Source organism: Oceaniglobus roseus (assembly GCF_002869745.1).
GTDB classification, from domain to species: Bacteria; Pseudomonadota; Alphaproteobacteria; order Rhodobacterales; family Rhodobacteraceae; genus Oceaniglobus; species Oceaniglobus roseus.
In genome coordinates this window covers 1-18,125 of record NZ_PNOS01000039.1, presented here as the reverse complement: position 1 = coordinate 18,125, position 18,125 = coordinate 1, and the positions used below count along the sequence as shown (strand labels likewise).

Below are 18,125 nucleotides of genomic sequence, written 5' to 3'. Positions count from 1 at the left end.
GGATGTCTTTGCTGTTCAGTCTTCGCGGGGCGGACAGGCGGGTCCGGTGGGCGTGCCGTCGTAACGTGTTTCGCCGCAGTTGTTCAACTGGTGCCAGGCATAGGCGCGGCCGTCGCCGAAGACGGCGATCACCCGGTCGACGCCGTAGTGGATGTTGCGCTGCCCGAGGAAGGCGATGGCCTCGCCGGTCTCCAGCGCCGCCTCGATCTTCCCGGCGTCGAAGCACGAGAACCAGCCGGGCGCGGTCAGCGGCACCGGATCCTCGTAGACCTCGTAGGTCTCGGTCAGCATCGCCTGGCTCATCGGCGTGTGGAAGCAGGCGCGGAACCGCAGGGGCGAGCTGTCGGCGTCGATCGCCTCGATCCCCTCGGCGAGGATCGGCTCGGGCTCACCCGTGACGCCGACCGTCAGCTCGATCCCCGTGGCGGGGTCCAGCGTCACCTCTTCGTAATAGCCGTAGACCTGGAGGTAATACATCACCGCCCCGGCAAGGGCGATGGGGGCGAGCATGGCGATCACGACGTGTTTTCCCTTCATGTCGACACGGTCCGGGCCGGGAGCCGGAAGCGGCGGCACGCGGGCGGGCGGGAAGGGCAAGGCGTGCGGCGCATCACGGTCATACCCAATCGAGAAACACATGCATCGGATCGTACCGTCCGGCGATCCTTGCACGAATGGCGCCGAACCGCTCGGCCCGGTCGGGGAAGTTGCGCTCATGGGTCTCCACGAGGCTCATGGTGATCCGGGCGAACAGGTCCAGCTCGAAGAGCCGCTCCAGCACTTCCAGTTCGGAGCCCTCTATGTCGAGCTTGAGGATCGCGATGTTCGCCCCTTCCGCCAGAAGCTCCTGCATACGCGCGACGATGTCGATCACCGGCACGCGGTGGGACTTGCCGGTGAGAAGGCGGGCCATGGACGGTTCGATGCTGCTGCCCTCGCTGCTCTTGTCGTTGGCGACGTCGCTCGTGTAGTGGCCGTGATAATAGAGGTCGGCCTCCCCGGCGGCCGCCCCCACGGCCGCCTCCTCGATCACGACGTTGGGCCGGTCGGCAAACCGGCTGCGCATGAACGCCGTGCAATCGGGGTTCGGCTCGAAGGCGATGACCCGCGCCGGGGTGCGCGCGAAGCTGTCGGTGAAGCTGCCGATGTTGGCGCCGCAGTCGATGACGACATCGCCCGGGCGCATGAACCGCGCTGCGGTCGCGGCGACATAGGCGAGCGTGCCTGCCCTTTTACCCTGTTCGATGAAGTCGCCCTGGCGTTTCTGGAACTGGGCGAACAGGTTGCGGCGCTGCTGCGCCAGCCGCTCCTGCTGTTTCGCCTGAAGCTCTTCCATCTTCATGCGGTGCAGGTCGAACGGGATCATCTTGCGTGGTTCGGTCATGGCGCCCGCCACCCCCCGCTTCCGGTTGTCAGAAACGCGTCGGCGCAGGCCTTCGCCAGCGCCCGGACCCGGCCGATGTAGGCCTGCCGCTCGGTCACCGAGATCACCCCGCGGGCGTCGAGCAGGTTGAACAGGTGGCTGGCCTTGATGCACTGGTCATAGGCGGGGTGCGCCATGACGATGCGCCTGCCGGTCTTTGGATCCTCGGCGGGGGCGGCGAGGATGCGCGCGGCTTCCGCCTCGGCATCCTCGAAATGCTTCAGCAGCATCGCGGTGTCGGCCACGTCGAAGTTCCAGCGCGAGTATTCCTCCTCGGTCTGGCGGAACACGTCGCCGTATTTCAGCGGGATCGGCGCGTCGGGGTCGTTGTAGGGCATGTCCATGACGTGGTCGATGCCGAGGACATACATCGCCAGCCGCTCCAGCCCGTAGGTCAGCTCGCCCGAGACGGGCTTGCAGTCGTGGCCGCCGACCTGCTGGAAATAGGTGAACTGGCTCACCTCCATTCCGTCGCACCAGACTTCCCAGCCAAGCCCCCAGGCGCCGAGCGTCGGGCTTTCCCAGTCGTCCTCGACGAAGCGGATGTCGTGCAGCGCCATGTCGATGCCGATGGCCTCGAGCGAGCCGAGGTAGAGCTCCTGCATGTCCGGCGGCGAGGGTTTGATCAGCACCTGGTACTGGTAGTAGTGCTGGAGCCGGTTCGGGTTCTCGCCATAGCGTCCGTCGGTCGGGCGGCGCGAGGGCTGGACGTAGGCGGCGGCCCATGGGTTCGGCCCCAGCGCGCGCAGGGTGGTCGCCGGGTGGAAGGTGCCCGCGCCGACCTCCATGTCGTAGGGTTGCAGCACCGCGCAGCCCTTCGAGGCCCAGTAGGCCGAGAGGCGCAGGAGGATCTCCTGGAAGCTGCGGGGGCTTTGGGCGTCGCGGGACACGGCGGAACTCCGTCAATTCTGTGTGATGACCTGACCGGCAGGCGGCTTCTGCATAGGCAGAAGGGCAACAAGGGTCAATTGCGGGCCGGGTGCCCGGGAATGATTATTGACCTTGTCCCGGACATGCATCTGATAGGCGGCGCCCGAAAGGCCCCACCGCCCGCACCAGGAGATCGTCGCGTCAGTATGCAAGTCTTTATCAGGATCGCAGCCGTCGCGCTGTTCGTCGTCCAGGCGGGGGCCGTCGTGGCCCAGGGCACTGCCTGGCTCCAGATCGAGGCGCAGCCGAGCCTCGAGCGGGCGAAGGACAGCGCCGCGCGCTATGCCCGCCGGATCGAGGATGTGGCGGGGTTCCGGCTGGGTTCGACCAACTGGTACGCGGTGGTGATCGGCCCGGCGACGGCGACCGGGGCCGCGAACCTGCGCAGCGAGCTGCGCGGCCGCGGCCTGATCCCGGGCGACAGCTTCGTCACCGACGGCGGCGCCTTCAGCGCGCAGTTCTGGCCCGAAGGCGGCACCCCTGCGGCCGAGGCCGCGCCCGCGGCGGACCCCGAGGCGCCCGAGGCGACGGCAGCGGCCGAGGCCCCCGAAGCGGCTTCCGAAACGGCCCCCGAAACGGCCGCCGCCCCGACCCCCGATCCCGAGCCGGTGCAGGAGACCCCCCGCGAGGCGCGCGAGAGCGAATCCCAGCTGAGCGAGAGCGATCGCAAGCTCCTGCAGGTCGCGCTCCAGTGGGCGGGCTTCTACGACGCCGCGATCGACGGCGACTTCGGCCGCGGCACCCGCTCGGCCATGGGGGAATGGCAGGCGGCGAACGGTTACGACGTCACCGGCATCCTGACGACGCGCCAGCGCACGGCGCTCCTCGCGGCCTACAACGAGATCCTCGCCGGGCTCGGCATGGAGGAGGTGCGCGACGACACCGCCGGGATCGAGATCCGCATGCCGACGGCCCTCGTCGGTTTCGACAGCTACGAACCGCCCTTCGCCCACTACGGCCCCCACGACGGGGGCACGAAGTTTCCGAAGGTCCTGCTGATCAGCCAGCGCGGCGACACCGACACCCTGTTCGGCCTCTACGACATCATGCAGACGCTCGAGATCGTCCCCGAGACCGGCGCGCGCGAGAAGGGTCGCAACAGCTTCGTGCTGGTCGGCGAGGGCACCGATTTCATCTCCCACACCGAGGCGTCGGTGAACGACGGCGCGGTGAAGGGCTTCACCCTCATCTGGCCCACCGGCGACGAGAAGCGCCGCCAGCGGGTTCTGGAGGAGATGCGCCGCAGCTTCACCTCGATCCCCGGCACCGTCATGGGCGACCTCGCGGGCGAACCGGGAGAAGACCAGAGCGTGAACCTGCTGGCCGGGCTCGAGATCCGGATGCCGGAAACCTCGCGCTCGGGCTTCTACATCGACCCGCGCGGCAACGTCCTGACCACCAGCACCGCGGTCGGCCAGTGCAAGCGGATCACCCTCAACGAGGAGATCGAGGCCGAGGTGACGGCGGTCGACGACCGCCTGGGCCTTGCGCTGCTGAAGCCGAAGCAGGCCCTTGCGCCGCGCACCTGGGCGCGGTTCCAGCCCCGCGTGCCGCGGCTCCAGAGCGACGTGGTGCTGGCGGGTTACTCCTACGAGGGGATCCTCGGCGCGCCGACCCTGACCTTCGGCACCCTCGCCGACCTGCGCGGCCTCCAGGGCGAGGAGGAGGTCAAGCGCCTGGCGCTCGCCGCGCGGGCGGGCGACGCGGGCGGTCCGGTGCTGGACGAGACGGGCGCGGTGCTGGGCATGCTGGTGCCGGGCCGCGCGCCCGAAGGCCAGGCCCTGCCCGACGACGTGTCCTTCCTGGCCGACGTCGACGCGATCGCCGGGTTCCTGTCGGCCAACGGCCTGTCCGCCGCCGCGTCGGACGCCTCGTCCCGCCTGAAGGCCGGGGTGCTGAGCGACATCGCCACCGACATGACCGTGCTGGTCAGCTGCTGGCAGTAGCCGCCCGGCCCCTCACCCGGCCAGCGCGGGCGTCATCCGGATCAGCGTCGGGCGGTCGGCGGCCAAGGCCCGCGTGACCGCCTGCCGAAGCGCCTCCAGCGTGTCGGGCGTCTCGGCGTGGGCGCCATAGGCGCGGGCCAGCGCCGGGAAGTCGGGGTTGCGGGCGACCACGGCGGTGGGGCGGATCTGGCTGCCGACCATCGCATCCTCGATCTCGCCCAGCTTGCCGTTGTCCCAGAGCAGGATCGGCAGCGGCAGCCCCAGCTCGACCGCCGTGCCAAGCTCCTGCACCGTGTACTGGAATCCGTAGTCGCCGGCGATCGCCACGGTCGGCCTGCCCGGCCGCGCCACCGCCCCGCCGATGGCGGCGGGCAGGGCATAGCCGAGGGTGCCGAAGCCGAACGGGTGGTGCCAGTGGCCGGGCCGCGCCATCGGCCAGACCTCCTTCGCGCCGTAGGCGAACTGGGTCATGTCGGAAAAGATCATCGCGTCCTCGGGCAGGCAGGCGCGCAGGGCGTCGGCCACCGGCACGATGCAGGGGCGCTCGACCGCGACGTCGGCGCGCCACTGCGCCTTCAGCGCCGCGATCTGGCGGGCGTTCCAGCCGCTCTTCCTGTCGCCTGCGGGAAAAGCCTCCAGCGCCCGCGCCAGCGCGTCGCCCGCGTCGCCGAGGATGGCGATGTCGGCCGCGGGCTGCCCCAGCACCTCGGGGTCGAGGTCGATGCGGATCAGCCTGCCCGTGTGGCCCAGCGTCTCGCGCCAGAGGTCCACCTCCGACAGCGTCGTGCCCACGGCCACCACCACGTCCGCCTCCCCCAGCACCGCGGCGCTGCCGGGCCGCGCCAGCATGCCGCCGAAGTCGAGCGCGGAGTCCGGATCGCTGATCCCCCGCCCGGCGTAGCTGGTGAAGGTCACGGCGCCCGCCCGGCGCGCCAGCGCGCGGGCCGCCTGCCAGCCCTCGCGCGCGCCGCCGCCGAAGATCATCGCCGGCCGCTCGGCCTGCGCCAGTTCGTTCACCAGCCGCGCAATCTGGCGCGGCTGCGCCACCGCCCGGTCGAAGGGCGGGCCGTCCGGGACCGCGGGCGCGGCGGGAAAACCGGGCGCCGCGGCGCCCAGCCGCCGGATCCCCACCTGGATGTGCTTCGGGCGCGGCCGCTGTCTGCGGAACTCGCCCAGCGCCCGGTCGATCAGCGCATAGGCCGCCTGCGCCGACAGCGCCTCCTCCGACCAGTCGCAGACCGTTGCCGCCGCCGCCCGCTGGTCCCGCATCTGGTGGAGCTGCCCCCGCGCCGCCGCCGTCTCGTCGAGGCAGGAGGACAGCATCAGGACCGGCACCGAATCCGAATAGCTCTGCCCGAGCGGCGTCATCGCGTTGCAGAGGCCGGGGCCGGTGATGACATAGGCGACGCCGGGCCGCCCCGTGGCGCGGGCGTATCCGTCGGCCATGAACCCCGCCCCCTGCTCGTGCCGGGCCAGGACATGGGTGATCCCCGCCTCCTCGATCCCGCGGTACATCTCGATGTTGTGCACGCCCGGGATGCCGAAGATCGTGTCGACGCCCCGCGCCTTCAGCATGTGCGAGATCTGCGCGCCAAGGGGTCGTCCGGTCATCAGGTTCTCCAGAAGTTGAAGGTCAGCAGCACCAGCACCGCCATCAGCTCGAGCCGCCCCAGAAGCATCCCGAATGTCAGCAGCCACTTCGCCACGTCGTTCAGCGGCGCGAAGGTGCCCGCCGGCCCGATGACGGTGCCGAGGCCGGGGCCGATGTTGGCGATGGTCGTCGCCGCGCCGCTCAGCGCCGTCACGAAGTCGAGCCCGGTCATCCCCAGCAGCACCGAGAGCACGCCGAGCGAGACGACGAACAGCACCATGAACCCCATGACCGAGCTCATCACGTCCTCCGACACGGGCCGGCCGTCGAAGCGGGCGGAGAAGACGCCGTGGGGCGAGTGGATGCGGCGGATCTGCGCGACCATGGCCGAGAGCATGATCTGGTAGCGGAAGATCTTGACCGAGCAGCAGGTCGACCCCGCGCAGCCGCCCACGAGGCCGATGAAGAAGAAGATCACCACCGGGAAGCTGCCCCAGAGCTGGTAGTCGACGCTGGCATACCCGGTGCCCGAGACGATGGAGGTGACGTGGAACAGGGCCTCGCGCACCGAAGGCTCGAACGCGCGTTCGTCGGCGGCCATCTGGTAGATCGCCAGCACCAGGCTGACGAGGGCGATCATGGCGAGGAAGGCGCGCACCTGCGAATCCTGCCAGAGCGGCCGCGCGGTCCCGCCCAGAAGCTGCACGTAGCGCACGAAGGGCAGCGAGGCCGAGATCATGAACAGCGCCGCGACGTATTCCGGCAGGCCCTGGAAGGCGCCGAAGGACTGGTCGGTGGTCGAGAAGCCGCCGGTCGACAGCGTGGTCAGCGCGTGGTTCACCGCCTCGAAGGACGTCATCCCGAGGGCGAGGTAGCTGAGGAAGCAGAGGAAGGTCAGCACGACGTAGATGCCGCTGATCTGCGAGGCGATCTCGGCCGCGCGGGGCAGGATCTTGCCCATGGTCTCGAAGGCTTCCGAGCGGAAGATCTGCATCCCGCCCACCCGCAGTTCCGGCAGGAACACCATCGCCATGACGATGATCCCGATGCCGCCGAACCACTGGAGCATCGAGCGCCACAAAAGGATCCCCTTCGGCAGCGCGTCGAGCCCGGTGAACACGGTCGAGCCGGTGGTGGTCATCCCCGACATCGCCTCGAACAGCGCGTCGGTGAGGCTGGCGCGGGTCTCGCCCAGCACGAAGGGGACAGCGCCGAACAGCGGCAGGAAGACCCAGACGGCAGTGGTCAGAAGGAAGGTCTGCTGGATCGAGATCCGCTCGACCACCCCGTTGGCGCAGCCGAGCGCCATCAGCCCGCCGACCAGCCCGACGATCGTGGCGCTCTGCAGGAAGACGTGCCAGTGCCCGTTGCCCGCGGCAAGGTCGACCAGCATCGGGACGACCATCGTCCCCCCCAGGGCAGCCACGAGCAGGCCGATGACATATCCGACGGGGCGCAGGTCGATCATGGCAGAGGCTTGGCCGCGCCCGCGATGCGAGTCAATGGCGAAGCGGTGGCCACGCCATGTCCCGCCCCCCGCCGGCCGCCGGGCCGGGGGTGCCGGTCCTCAGCCCGGCACGCGCCCGGCAGGAAAGGCCGGGCATCCCTGCCCGGCCTTCCAGGATCTGCGAACGGAGCCCGCCTCAGCCGACGTGGAACAGGCTCGCGAACAGCCGCGGGTCGAGGCTCGCCTGCGCGAAGGTCTCGCCCTCAGTGAGCACCGACACCGCATCGTGGGAGTGCAGCGACTCCTGGTGGCTCGCCACCACCCGGAAATCGCCGATCCGCCCATCCCGCTGAAGCGCCTCGGCGAACAACCGCGCCGCGTCCTCGACGAAGATCGGGTTCGCCGCGTTCAGCTCGGCGAAGGCCTGCTCGTCCTCGCGCTTGACCATCACCTGCGTCTCGGTCGGCACGGCCGAGCGGCAGAGCTCCACTAGGTCCTCGAACCACAGCACAGGCGCTCCCGGATCCAGCTCGACCGAGATCCGCGCGACCGAGCGCTGCGAATGCGGCGTCGCCAGCTGGCCGCGGTACTGCCGCGCGTGCTCGGACAGTTCCAGCGAACACGGGCAGGTCGAGGAATAGACGTAATCGAGGTGCACGATCTTGCGCCGCACCCCCGCCTGCTCGATCAGCTCCAGCGCGATGTCGTAGTACTGATATCCCGACAGCCCCGAGCGCAGGCTTTCGACCTTCATCGGGAAGGAAAGCCGCATCTGGATCCGCGCGTCGAAGCTTTCGAGGTCGCTCTTGTAGTCGGCGAGCGCCGCCTCGATCACGCCGAAGCTGAACGTCTCCTCGGCCCGGCGATAGAAGGTGCGCATGATCCGGGACATGTTGATGCCCTTCTTCTCGGCCTCCAGCGACACGGTGCCGGTCACGCTGGTCTCCAGCGTCAGGTCGCCGTTGTCGCGGGTGCGATAGCGGATCGGCAGGCGGAAGTTCGAGATGCCGACATGCTGGATCTGCCGCCGCGCGCCGCGGATCAGCGACTGCGGGCCGTTCTGCAGGTCCGGCAGCGTGTCCTTGTAGGCCGCATCGGCCGCGAAATCCGCCGGATAGTCCCGCGACAGCGCGGGATAGGCCGTCCCCGTCCCCTCGGGCAGCAGCCGCGCGATGGCCGGATCGAGGGTGCCGATCTCGGTCTCGCTCGCCCCGGCGGCCCAGGACTTCAGAAGCCGCAGCGCGCGCGCCGCGTCCTCGCGGGTCGGTTCGCGTTCGATGTCGGGAGAATGGATGTTCATGCTCAGGCCCTTCCTCTCAGGCGCGATCCGGGCGGACATGTAGGATGCACTGCGGACCGTTCCACCATTTACCCGGCATTTACGTCCCGCTGGACACCATGGATCATCTCGTTTGGTTCCTGCGACATTCCGTCCACCGGCACCCGCCCCGGAGCGGCACTTCATGCGCCGATTGCGCGGCCCCCGTCGTCACACCGCGTCGAGCGCCTGCCGGATGTCGGCCAGCAGGTCCTCGGCATCTTCCAGCCCGATCGAGATGCGCACCAGCCCCGGCGTGATCCCGAGCGCCTGCTTCTGATCGTCCGACAGCCGCTGGTGGGTCGTCGTCGCCGGGTGGGTGACGATGGATTTCGCGTCGCCGAGGTTGTTCGAGATGGTGACGATCTTCAGCGCGTTCAGGAACCGGAAGGCCGCCGCCTGCCCGCCCGCGATGTCGAGCGACAGCATCGTGCCGCCCTTCTCCATAATCCGCCGCGCCACCGCCACGTCGGGATGGCTGTCGAGATGCGGATAGATCACCCGCGCCAGCCGGGCGTCGCCCTCCAGCGCCGTGGCGATCATCGTGGCGCCCTCGGTCATCGCGCGCACCCGCAGGTCCAGCGTCTCCATCCCCTTCAGCATCACCCAGGCGTTGAACGGCGACATCGCGCCGCCGGTGTGCTTCAGGTAGGGTTCCAGCGTCTTCCTGACGTACTCGCGCGTTCCCAGCACCACGCCGCCAAGGCAGCGCCCCTGTCCGTCGATGTGCTTGGTCGTGGAATAGACCACCACGTCGGCGCCAAGGTCCAGTGCCCGCGACCAGATCGGGGTGGCGAAGACGTTGTCGACCACCACCTTCGCCCCCTTCGCATGGGCGATCTCGGCCACCGCCTGAAGGTCGATCACCTCCAGCGTCGGGTTCGACAGCGATTCGAGGAACACCACCTTCGTGTCCTCCCTGACCGCGTCCCGCCATGCGCCAAGGTCGGTCCCGTCGACGAAGGTGATCTCGACCCCGAACCGCTGCAGGATCTCCTCTAGGATGTAGAGGCAGGAGCCGAACAGCGCCCGCGCGCTCACCACGTGGTCCCCCGCGCGCAGCATCGACATCAGCGCGCCGTTGACCGCCGCCATGCCCGAGGCCGTGGCGAAGCCGTCCTCGGCCCCCTCCAGCGCCGCGATCCGCTCCTCGAACATCCGCACGGTCGGATTGCCGTAGCGGGCATAGATGAACTCGTCCTCCCCCGCCTTCAGGAACCGCGCCTCGGCGGCCTCGGCGCTGTCGTAGACGAAGCCCTGGGTCAGGAAGATCGCTTCCGACACCTCGCCATACTGGGACCGCCGGATGCCCTCGTGCACCAGCTTCGTCCGTGTCTTCCAGTTCTCGCTCATGGGTGTCTCCCGACAAAAAACCCCCACCGTCGACGACGCCGGGGGCACTTGTCCCGACCTCTTTAGCGGCATTTTTAACGTGGCCCGCAATCCGGTGTACAAATCGCCACGAAAAGCGGAGTAGACCCGTTGCGTTTGGGGGTCAAGCATCGTCACGCGGCTGTAACACCCGCTTCACGACCCTGTCGTATGGTCCGTCTACCCGACACCCACAAGATGTGGGGAGCCCGCGATGCCCATACTGCACCACACCTGCGGCCAGGACGACGGCGCGGCGCTCGACGCGGCCCTCGCGGCCCTTCCGTCCGCGGCCCCGGTGATCGTGATGGTCCACGGCTTCAAGTTCCTCCCGGGCGATCCCGTCCACTGTCCCCACATCGACATCCTGTCCCTCGCCCCCCGCACCGCGGGTCCGCGGCTGGTGTCCTGGCCGCGCCGCCTCGGCGCCGCGCGCGGATCGGCCGCGGTTCACACGCGGCTCAGACGCGGCTCAGACCAGGCGCGAGACCTCCTTGGCCGCGCGCACGAAATCCTTGAACAGCGGGTGCGGGTCGAAGGGTTTCGACTTCAGCTCGGGGTGGAACTGGACGCCGATGAACCAGGGGTGGTCCTTCACCTCGACGATCTCGGGCAGGCGGCCGTCGGGCGACATGCCCGAGAAGCAGAGACCGTGGGATTCCAGGGCCTTGCGATAGCGGGTATCGACCTCGTAGCGGTGGCGGTGCCGCTCCTCGATCACCGTGGTGCCATAGACCTCGGCCACCTTCGACCCCTCGGCCAGGTTCGCCGTATACGCGCCAAGGCGCATCGTGCCGCCCTTGTCGTCGTCGACCTTGCGCGCGACGGTGTGGTTGCCCTTCACCCATTCCTTCAGGTGGTACACCACCGGCTCGAACCGCTTCTTGCCCGCCTCGTGGTCGAACTCCTCGCTGCCCGCGGTGGGCAGGCCGGCGAGGTTGCGCGCCGCCTCGATCACCGCCATCTGCATGCCGAGGCAGATGCCGAGATAGGGGATCTTCCGCGTCCGGGCGTATTCGGCGGCCCTGATCTTGCCCTCCGTGCCCCGCTCGCCGAAGCCGCCGGGCACGAGGATGGCGTGGAAGCCTTCGAGGTAGGGCGCGGGATCCTCGCGCTCGAACAGCTCGGCATCGACCCAGTCGATCCGGACCTTCACCCGGTTGGCCATGCCGCCGTGGCTCAGCGCCTCGGCGATGGACTTGTAGGCGTCTTCCAGCTGCGTGTACTTGCCCACGATGGCGACCCGCACCTCGCCCTCGGGGTTGAAGATCCGGTCATAGACATCTTCCCAGCGCGACAGGTTCGGCTTCGGCGCGGGCGAGATCTGGAAGGCGTCGAGCACGGCCTGGTCCAGCCCCTCGCGGTGATAGGCCAGGGGCGCCTCGTAGATCGACTTCAGGTCGTAGGCGGCGATCACGCTGTCGGGGCGGACGTTGCAGAACAGGGCGAGCTTCTCGCGTTCCTTCTGCGGGATCATCTTCTCGGACCGGCAGACGAGGATGTCGGGGGCGATGCCGATCGAGCGCAGCTCCTTCACCGAGTGCTGGGTCGGCTTCGTCTTCAGCTCGCGGCTGGCCGCGATCCAGGGCAGCAGGGTCAGGTGCATGAAGATGCATTCGCCGCGGGGGCGGTCCTGGCCGAACTGGCGGATCGCCTCGAAGAAGGGCAGCCCCTCGATGTCGCCCACGGTGCCACCGATCTCGCAGAGCATGAAGTCGACCTCGTCGGCGCCGATGCTGAGGAAGTCCTTGATCTCGTTGGTGACGTGCGGGATCACCTGGATGGTCTTGCCGAGATAGTCGCCCCGCCGCTCCTTCTCGAGCACGTTGGAGTAGATGCGTCCCGACGAGACCGAGTCGGTGGCGCGCGCCGCCACGCCGGTGAAGCGTTCGTAATGGCCGAGGTCGAGGTCGGTCTCGGCGCCGTCGTCGGTCACGAAGACCTCGCCGTGTTCGAAGGGGGACATCGTGCCGGGATCGACGTTCAGGTAGGGATCCAGCTTCCGGAGCCTGACCGAGAAGCCGCGGGCCTGCAGAAGCGCCCCGAGCGCGGCCGAGGCCAACCCCTTTCCAAGCGACGAAACGACCCCGCCGGTGATGAAAACGTATCGTGCCATGTGGGGTCTCTCCCGCGAACTGATCATTGGTTACGGGTCGGCGCAGGGTCCGAATCCGCAGTATCACGGGATTTGACCTATAGTCCGAACCCCGGCGTGGCGCAACCAGACACAACATCCGGCAGAGAAATCCGCACGGACATGCAAGGTCTTGTGGTTACAGAAGAATCATGCGGCACCCCCGGACGGGGCGCCGCCGGGACGGCTCAGTCGGCGCGCGGCGGCGTCAGCGGTTCGCTGTCGGTCGCGGGCGGCAGCAGGTCCGAGCCGCCGGGAAGCGCCGGGGCGCTTTCGGTCGCGGGCGGCGTCGCGCCCAGCCGGTCGACCACCGAGGTCTGGGCCGAGTTCTGCGCGGCGAGGATCGTCAGGAAGATCGAGGTGCCGATGAAGCAGACCGCGAAGATCCAGGTGAGCTTGGTCAGCGCCGTCGCCACCCCGCGTGAGGAGATCGCACCGCCGCCGCCGCCCATGCCGAGGCCGCCGCCTTCCGAACGCTGGAGCAGCACGACACCGATCAGGCAGAGCGCAAGGATCAGGTGGACGATGAGAACGATGTTTTCCATGGTGACGACCCCTGGCGTTGCGACAGGGCGTATCTAGAAGCGGTCGCCGCGCGCCGCAACCCCTCAATGCGCAGGGCCGCACGGCCCCGGAGCGGTGCATTGAAGGGGTGCGCTCGGGGTCATCCCATGCCCACCGCACCGTCGAAAGTGCCGGCCGCATCCCCGCTTGCGGGGGCGACGCCGCCCTCGGTCAGCCGGGCGATGGTGGCGAGCAGGGTGGCGTGGGAGACCGGTTTGACCAGGCGGCAGATGGCGGGGTCGGCCTCCTCCGGGCCGTCACCGGGGGCGTGGCCGCTCAGCAGGATGGTCTTCACCTCGCCGAGGCGCGCGCGCGCCAGCCGCACCAGCTCCGGGCCCTGGACGCGACCGGGCATGCTGACGTCGCTCAGGATCAGCTGCGGCGTCAGCCCGTGCTCGAGCAGGGCCATGGCCGAGTCGCCGTTCGACGCCTCCACCACGCCGTGGCCGGACAGGCGCAGCCGATGGGCCAGCAGACGGCGCAGGTCGGCCTCGTCCTCGACCAGCAGGATCTGCGTCGGCCGCTCGCTGCGCAGGTGGTGTCCGGGATCGGGCGCGGCACCGCGCCGGATCGCCTTCCGGCTGACCTGGAGCGCGGGCAGGAAGATCGACAGCGCGGTGCCCGCGCCCGGCGCGCTGTCGATCCGGAGCGCCCCGTCGGACTGTTGCAGGAAGCCGATCACCATGGACAGGCCCAGCCCCGAGCCCTGGCCCACGGCCTTGGTCGTGAAGAAGGGATCGAAGGCGCGTTCCAGGACGTCGGGCACCATGCCCCTGCCCTCGTCCCGGATCGCGAGTTCGACATAGGGACCGGGGGCGGGCGTCTCGCCCACCATGCCGGGCAGCCGTCCGTCCAGTCGACGGGCCCGCGCCGAGATGCGGATGCTGCCGCCCTCGGGCATCGCCTCGCGCGCGTTGTCGACGATGTTGAGGATCGCCGTCTCCAGCTGGGGCCGGTCGATCATCACCCGCGGCAGGTCCGGATCGACGCCGAATTCCAGCCGGATGTTCGCGGGCAGCAGGCGGTGCAGCATCTTCGCCAGATCGTCCAGGATATCGCCGACGGGATGGGGCCGCGGCGACAGCTGCGCGCGGCGGCCATAGGCGACAAGTTGCTGGGTCAGAGTCGCGCCGCGCCGCGCGGCGCCGATGGCATCGCGCAGCATGGTAGCGCGGTCCGGATGGTCGGGCATGTCCTGCAGCAGTTCGAGGTTGCCCATGATGACGCTCAGCAGGTTGTTGAAATCGTGCGCGACCCCGCCGACGAGATTGCCGATCACCTCCAGCCGGGTCTTCTGCGCGATCACCGCAGTCGCCCTGCGGGCGCCGGAATTGTCGAACAGGAAGGCGAGCGAGCGGTGGAACTCCCCGGTCTCGGTATAGTTCGCCACGGCCGTCAGCAGCACCGGGATCGCGTGGCCGTCGCGGTGGAGGAAGTCGTACTCGACGTCGTGGACCACGCCGTCGGCCATGAATCGCGGCAGGACGCGTTGCCTGGCCTTGTGCCGCGAGTCGGGCGTCATGAAGTCGACCAGCGGGCGGCCGATCATATCGCCGGGGTCATACCCCAGCTTGGCGGCCCAGACGCCGGAGACGCGGGTCAGGATCCCGTCCCGGTCGATCGAATGCATCATCAACGGCGCATCGGCGAGGAACAGGTCGATCGGTTCCTTGCCCAACGTCCAGAATTCGCGGACTTTTCTCTGCACGAGGCTTTCCTTGTTCAGATCGCGCGACCGTCCACGGACGGCGTGGCGGCCATGGCGCCACTCTGCACCTCCGCGATGAAGAAAGTCTTATCGCGCGCGCGGCATGCGCGCCTGCCCGGCGCGACCTTCGGCTGCGGGAATATGTTTGTGGCCCGTGATGGCTGCGCGTATACCGGCGCGGGCCGCGTCCCGGGGATGCGGAACGGGCAGCAAGGGAAAGGATCCAACATGGCCAATGTCGTCGTCGTCGGCGCCCAGTGGGGCGACGAGGGAAAGGGCAAGATCGTCGACTGGCTTTCCGAACGGGCGGACGTGATCGCCCGCTTCCAGGGCGGCCACAACGCGGGCCACACGCTGGTGATCGACGGCACGGTGTTCAAGCTGTCGCTGCTGCCCTCGGGGATCGTGCGGCCCGGCAAGCTGTCGGTGATCGGCAACGGCGTGGTGCTGGACCCCTGGCACCTGGTCAGCGAGATCGAGAAGCTGCGCGGACAGGGCGTGGAGATCACGCCCGAGACGCTGATGATCGCCGAGAACGCGCCGCTGATCCTGCCGATCCACGGCGAGCTCGACCGCGCCCGCGAATCCGCCAATTCCATCGCCAAGATCGGCACCACCGGCCGCGGCATCGGCCCGGCCTACGAGGACAAGGTCGGCCGCCGCTCGATCCGGGTCGCGGACCTTGCCGATGACGCCACGCTGGAGCTGCGTGTCGACCGGGCGCTGGTGCACCACGACGCGCTGCGGAAGGGCCTGGGGCTGGAGCCGGTGGACCGCGACCGCCTGCTGGCCGACCTGCGCGCGATCGCGCCTGCGGTGCTGGACTACGCCGCGCCGGTCTGGAAGGTGCTGAACGAGGCGCGCCGCGGCGGCAAGCGGATCCTGTTCGAGGGCGCGCAGGGCGCGCTTCTTGACATCGACTTCGGCACCTATCCCTATGTGACTTCGTCAAACGTCATCGCGGGCCAGGCGGCCACGGGCACGGGGATCGGGCCGGGTTCGATCGACTTCGTCCTCGGCATCGTCAAGGCCTATACCACCCGCGTGGGCGAGGGCCCCTTCCCGGCCGAGCTGACCGACGAGATCGGCCAGCGCCTGGGCGAGCGGGGGCACGAGTTCGGCACCGTCACGGGCCGGAAGCGGCGCTGCGGCTGGTTCGACGCGGTGCTGGTGCGCCAGACCTGCGCGACCTCCGGTGTCAACGGCATCGCGCTGACCAAGCTCGACGTGCTCGACGGCTTCGAGACGCTGAAGATCTGCACCGGCTACGAGCTGGACGGCGAGATGCTGGACCACCTGCCCACCGCCGCCGACCGGCAGGCGCGCTGCACGCCGGTCTACGAGGAGATGCCGGGCTGGTCGGAATCGACCGAGGGCGCGCGCAGCTGGGCCGACCTGCCCGCCAACGCGATCAAGTACGTCCGCCGGGTGGAAGAGTTGATCGGCTGCCCGGTCGCCCTACTCTCCACCTCGCCGGAGCGGGACGACACGATCCTCGTGACCGACCCCTTCGCCGACTGACTGCCCGACCCGACACGGCCCGGAGGCGCCATGACCCTGAGCTACAAGGCCCGGCGCCGCTGGGCGCTGGTGATCCTGCTGATCGGCCTGCCGGTCTATGTCCTCGTGGCAAGCTGGCTGGCCACCGCCTTCGGCCGCCAGAACCTGCTGGTCGAACTGCTGATCTATGTCGTTCTCGGCGTGGTCTGGGCGCTGCCGTTCAGGTTCATCTTCAAGGGCATCGGCCAGGCGGACCCTGACGCGCGCCGCTGACGGGCGCGCGGCAGGGGATCGTCCCTGCGGCACCCGGCCCCGGGCGCCTTGCCGCTCGGCCGGGATTGGTGCGTGACGGCGCTTCGGTCCGCAGGCGCGTTCGCCCTCGCCCCCTTCGCAGGCATCGGAACGACAGGGAACGCGCGGGTTTCGTCCGGCGAAACGAACGGCTGAAGGATCGCTGAGCGCAGGCCGCGCGCCGGGCCGATCCCGCGTCGCCGGTCCGGCCACGAGGTCGTTCGCGCAAAAGGAAAGGGCGGCGCGGAGATGCTCCGGCCGCCCCGTTCGATCCGGGCCTTACGCCCCGTCCGGTCACTCGCCCACGAAACGCTTCGATTCGGCTTCCGGCCGGGTGTCCTCGTCCTTCTCTTCGGCCGCGCCGCCGTCGCCCAGTGCGAACTGCCCGCGGCCGAGCTTGCGGATGCGACCCGTGCGCAGCAGGTGGCCGAAGCTCTGCAGCCCCTGCTCGCGGCCGATCTCCCGCTCGGGGTCGAGGCTGGCCGCGCGGCGCAACAGTTGCGGGCGCGACATCGTCTCCTGCCCCTCGATCTCGGCGGTGTAGACGGCGGCGGCTTCCAGCACGGCGTCCAGGTCCTTCGCCCCGCGGGCGGCGGCGAATTCCTCGAAGCTCAGGTCCGGGGTCGCGGGGGCCGGTGTCCTGTCCTGCGTCCTGCCCTGCGGCGCCTCCTGCGCGGCAACCGGGCGCGGCGCGGAGACACGGCGCGGGCGCACCGGGCCGGCCGACGCCGACGGCTTGTCCACCCGAAGCTCCGACACCAGCATCAGCGGGGCGGGCCGGGCGGCGATCTGCTCGCTCGGGCGGGGACGCGAGGGGGTCGGCACGGCGGTTTCGCCCGCCGCGCCGGGGCGGCGCGGGCGGACCACCTGCGCAAGATCGTCGCGGTAGCGGCTCACGTCGTCTTCGTGGTCCGTCGCCTTCCGCCCGCCCAGGGCCTGGATTTCGGCCCGGGTTGCCGCGACCGCGGCCTTCAGGTGCGCGATCGCAGAGCGGCGGCGGGTGCCCTCGGTGTCGCTCAGCTTGGCGTTGGTCTCGTCCAGCAGGCGGTTCAGCGCGCTCTCGTCCGAGTCCTCCGGCACCTCGGCGCCGGTGTCTCCGGCGGCGGTCCCGGCGGTGTCGTCCCCGGCGGGTTCCTCGATCAGGTCGGCAAAACGCTCGCGCAGCTTGGCCGTCTCGGGATCCTCGACCCGGGTCGCGGCCTGACGCTCGACCTCGGCCAGTTCGCGCAGCAGGTCCTTCTCGTCTTCCTCGTCGAGCGAGGTGTCGCCAATCAGCTCGCGGATCCCGGCGGTCAGGCTGACGTCGTCCTCGAACTCCTCGTCGTCCGCCGAGTCGTCCGCCGCCCTGGCGCCGGCGAAGACGTTGGAGCGGTCGGGGCTTTCGCCCAGCGTATCGTCGCCCGAGAGGTCGGCGAGGGTGTCCTGGTCGGCGCGCAGGCTGTCCGCGTCCTCCGCGCCGGCCGCGGCGTCGGCCAGTTCGAGCCCGGAGAGATCGAGCGGCTGCGCGGTCGCGGCGGTGTCATCGTCCTCTGCCGGTTCCGGGGTGGCGGCAAGGGCGACACCCTCCTCGTCGCCGGCATCGGTCGGGACGGTGTCCTCGTCCTCCACGTCGATCTGGGCGATGGTCTCGTCGTCGCCCTCGTCCTCGTCGTCCGTGATCTCCTCGATCTCGCCTGCGGCGAGGGCCGCCTCGAACTCGGTCCGCTTCAGCTTGATGATGCGTGCATGGGGCCGCTGCGGCGTGACCCTCCGCGGCGCCGCTTCGGCCTCCGCCTGCCCGGCCTCGGCGCGGGCCTCCTCCTCGGCCGCCAGGCGCGCAGCCTCCGCGGCCGCTGCCACGGCTTCCGCCTCCACCCGCTCGGCCTCGGCACGGGCCTCTTCCTCGGCCGCCAGGCGCGCAGC

13 protein-coding genes, 1 pseudogene and 1 riboswitch are annotated in these 18,125 nt (G+C 69.7%); of the genes and pseudogenes, 3 read left to right on the top strand and 11 right to left on the bottom strand.

The window, feature by feature from the left end:
* Positions 1-15: 15 nt before the first annotated feature.
* The 3 genes from A7B20_RS17175 to A7B20_RS17165 all read right to left on the bottom strand — a co-directional run bounded on the left by A7B20_RS17175 (position 16) and on the right by A7B20_RS17165 (position 2,313).
* Positions 16-537 carry a DUF6446 family protein gene (locus tag A7B20_RS17175; RefSeq protein ID WP_102109813.1) on the bottom strand — a complete coding sequence of 174 codons (522 nt, stop codon included), beginning with the start codon at positions 535-537 and terminating at the stop codon, positions 16-18.
* Between the two features lie 79 nt (positions 538-616).
* On the bottom strand, positions 617-1,384 hold the full coding sequence (locus tag A7B20_RS17170; protein WP_216641220.1) for an FkbM family methyltransferase: 768 nt from the start codon (positions 1,382-1,384) through the stop codon (positions 617-619).
* The gene (locus A7B20_RS17165; protein WP_102109812.1) at positions 1,381-2,313 is read right to left on the bottom strand and encodes a glycine--tRNA ligase subunit alpha; all 933 of its coding nucleotides are present in this window, start codon (positions 2,311-2,313) and stop codon (positions 1,381-1,383) included. Before A7B20_RS17165 ends, A7B20_RS17170 begins: the two co-directional genes overlap by 4 nt.
* Before the next feature lie 186 nt (positions 2,314-2,499).
* Here A7B20_RS17165 and A7B20_RS17160 point away from each other — a divergent pair, with 186 nt between their 5' ends.
* Positions 2,500-4,299, top strand: a complete 1,800-nt coding sequence (locus tag A7B20_RS17160) for a trypsin-like peptidase domain-containing protein (protein WP_102109811.1) — start codon at positions 2,500-2,502, stop codon at positions 4,297-4,299.
* Between the two features lie 12 nt (positions 4,300-4,311).
* On the opposite strand, the gene A7B20_RS17155 is transcribed toward A7B20_RS17160, so the two are convergent.
* From A7B20_RS17155 to A7B20_RS17125, 7 genes are all read right to left on the bottom strand, one after another.
* On the bottom strand, positions 4,312-5,910 hold the full coding sequence (locus A7B20_RS17155; RefSeq protein WP_102109810.1) for a thiamine pyrophosphate-binding protein: 1,599 nt from the start codon (positions 5,908-5,910) through the stop codon (positions 4,312-4,314).
* Positions 5,910-7,358, bottom strand: a complete 1,449-nt coding sequence (locus A7B20_RS17150; protein ID WP_102109809.1) for a TrkH family potassium uptake protein — start codon at positions 7,356-7,358, stop codon at positions 5,910-5,912. The genes A7B20_RS17155 and A7B20_RS17150 overlap by 1 nt, the downstream gene beginning before the upstream one ends.
* A 175-nt stretch (positions 7,359-7,533) precedes the next feature.
* The gene (gene folE2, locus A7B20_RS17145; protein WP_102109808.1) at positions 7,534-8,637 is read right to left on the bottom strand and encodes a GTP cyclohydrolase FolE2; all 1,104 of its coding nucleotides are present in this window, start codon (positions 8,635-8,637) and stop codon (positions 7,534-7,536) included.
* 189 nt (positions 8,638-8,826) lie between these two features.
* Positions 8,827-10,008 carry an O-succinylhomoserine sulfhydrylase gene (gene metZ / locus A7B20_RS17140; protein WP_102109807.1) on the bottom strand — a complete coding sequence of 394 codons (1,182 nt, stop codon included), beginning with the start codon at positions 10,006-10,008 and terminating at the stop codon, positions 8,827-8,829.
* Between the two features lie 41 nt (positions 10,009-10,049).
* Positions 10,050-10,128: riboswitch (SAM riboswitch) on the bottom strand.
* 370 nt (positions 10,129-10,498) lie between these two features.
* Positions 10,499-12,142 (bottom strand): CTP synthase, encoded by a 1,644-nt coding sequence (locus A7B20_RS17135; protein WP_102109806.1) that lies wholly within the window; start codon positions 12,140-12,142, stop codon positions 10,499-10,501.
* 206 nt (positions 12,143-12,348) lie between these two features.
* On the bottom strand, positions 12,349-12,705 hold the full coding sequence (secG, locus tag A7B20_RS17130; protein ID WP_102109805.1) for a preprotein translocase subunit SecG: 357 nt from the start codon (positions 12,703-12,705) through the stop codon (positions 12,349-12,351).
* Between the two features lie 119 nt (positions 12,706-12,824).
* On the bottom strand, positions 12,825-14,432 hold the full coding sequence (locus A7B20_RS17125) for an ATP-binding protein (protein WP_102109804.1): 1,608 nt from the start codon (positions 14,430-14,432) through the stop codon (positions 12,825-12,827).
* A gap of 228 nt (positions 14,433-14,660) precedes the next feature.
* Here A7B20_RS17125 and A7B20_RS17120 point away from each other — a divergent pair, with 228 nt between their 5' ends.
* Both A7B20_RS17120 and A7B20_RS17115 read left to right on the top strand, forming a co-directional pair.
* Positions 14,661-15,953: an adenylosuccinate synthase gene (locus A7B20_RS17120; RefSeq protein WP_102109803.1), complete on the top strand. Its 1,293-nt coding sequence runs from the start codon at positions 14,661-14,663 to the stop codon at positions 15,951-15,953.
* A gap of 30 nt (positions 15,954-15,983) precedes the next feature.
* Entirely contained in the window at positions 15,984-16,205 is a 222-nt protein-coding gene (locus tag A7B20_RS17115) for a DUF2842 domain-containing protein (protein ID WP_102109802.1), read from the top strand.
* A 312-nt stretch (positions 16,206-16,517) separates the two neighbouring features.
* On the opposite strand, the pseudogene A7B20_RS17110 reads toward A7B20_RS17115, so the two are convergent.
* A pseudogene (locus tag A7B20_RS17110) lies at positions 16,518-18,125 on the bottom strand (hypothetical protein); the annotation flags it as partial.

Excerpts from the sequence above, each read along its gene's own strand:
- A7B20_RS17120 (WP_102109803.1), top strand. The coding sequence starts at position 14,661 with ATGGCCAATGTCGTCGTCGTCGGCGCCCAGTGGGGCGACGAGGGAAAG.
- secG (WP_102109805.1), bottom strand. The coding sequence starts at position 12,705 with ATGGAAAACATCGTTCTCATCGTCCACCTGATCCTTGCGCTCTGCCTG.
- A7B20_RS17160 (WP_102109811.1), top strand. The coding sequence starts at position 2,500 with ATGCAAGTCTTTATCAGGATCGCAGCCGTCGCGCTGTTCGTCGTCCAG.
- A7B20_RS17115 (WP_102109802.1), top strand. The coding sequence starts at position 15,984 with ATGACCCTGAGCTACAAGGCCCGGCGCCGCTGGGCGCTGGTGATCCTG.
- A7B20_RS17175 (WP_102109813.1), bottom strand. The coding sequence starts at position 537 with ATGAAGGGAAAACACGTCGTGATCGCCATGCTCGCCCCCATCGCCCTT.
- metZ (WP_102109807.1), bottom strand. The coding sequence starts at position 10,008 with ATGAGCGAGAACTGGAAGACACGGACGAAGCTGGTGCACGAGGGCATC.
- A7B20_RS17135 (WP_102109806.1), bottom strand. The coding sequence starts at position 12,142 with ATGGCACGATACGTTTTCATCACCGGCGGGGTCGTTTCGTCGCTTGGA.
- A7B20_RS17150 (WP_102109809.1), bottom strand. The coding sequence starts at position 7,358 with ATGATCGACCTGCGCCCCGTCGGATATGTCATCGGCCTGCTCGTGGCT.
- A7B20_RS17170 (WP_216641220.1), bottom strand. The coding sequence starts at position 1,384 with ATGACCGAACCACGCAAGATGATCCCGTTCGACCTGCACCGCATGAAG.
- folE2 (WP_102109808.1), bottom strand. The coding sequence starts at position 8,637 with ATGAACATCCATTCTCCCGACATCGAACGCGAACCGACCCGCGAGGAC.
- A7B20_RS17155 (WP_102109810.1), bottom strand. The coding sequence starts at position 5,910 with ATGACCGGACGACCCCTTGGCGCGCAGATCTCGCACATGCTGAAGGCG.